1 protein-coding gene is annotated in these 635 nt (G+C 49.0%); it reads right to left on the bottom strand.

Translation table 11 applies throughout. The features are described 5' to 3' along the window. Positions 1-635 (bottom strand): phage tail tape measure protein (locus ACFIJJ_RS10020; RefSeq protein ID WP_375646852.1); only part of this gene is annotated, 635 nt, incomplete at both ends.

Genomic DNA, 635 nt, shown 5'->3' with positions numbered 1-635 from the left:
ATATTGGCAAAAGCATCTTCAATATGTTTGCCTCCTGCCTGAATACGGGCACTCATGGCATTAAAACCACGCGCGGCACTCTCAGGAACAATACCAGCAGAAATCATCGCTGTACCAAATGCCGCAGTTTCGCGCGCGGTGAGCTTAAACATGGTTGCCGCACCGGTGGCACGATTGGTAAAATCAGACACCTCACTTGCCTTTGCCGCCATGTGATTAGAGAGATGATTGATAGCATCGCCTAGATCTTCAATGCCTGCCTGATTAAGCTTAAAGACATTGCGCAATTTGGCAAAGCGCTCCCCAATCTGATCTCCCGTCATATCAAAAGCAACAGCCGCTTTGGCAGCATAAATGCTAAAAGCTTCCAGATCTTGTTCGCCAATCCCTGCTTGGCTGGCACTGGTCATCAATTCTAAGACTTCACGCGCCGCTAGCGGAATCTTGGTGGAGGTTTCAAGCGCAAAACGGCGCAATTCCTTTAAGCGATCAAGGGGGGCATCGAGAACCTTTTCTAATCCCTTCATCGATTGATCAAATTGCATGGCTTTATAGAGCGGTGCAATTAAGGTTGCTGTTTGCGCAATGGCACCCACCATGCGCCCCCGCGCTTGGATAAAAGCATTTTCCGCATT

The sequence above is a fragment of the Bartonella sp. TT29SHDZB genome (assembly GCF_042193395.1).
GTDB lineage: Bacteria > Pseudomonadota > Alphaproteobacteria > Rhizobiales > Rhizobiaceae > Bartonella.
This window is presented reverse-complemented; position numbering and strand designations above follow the sequence as displayed.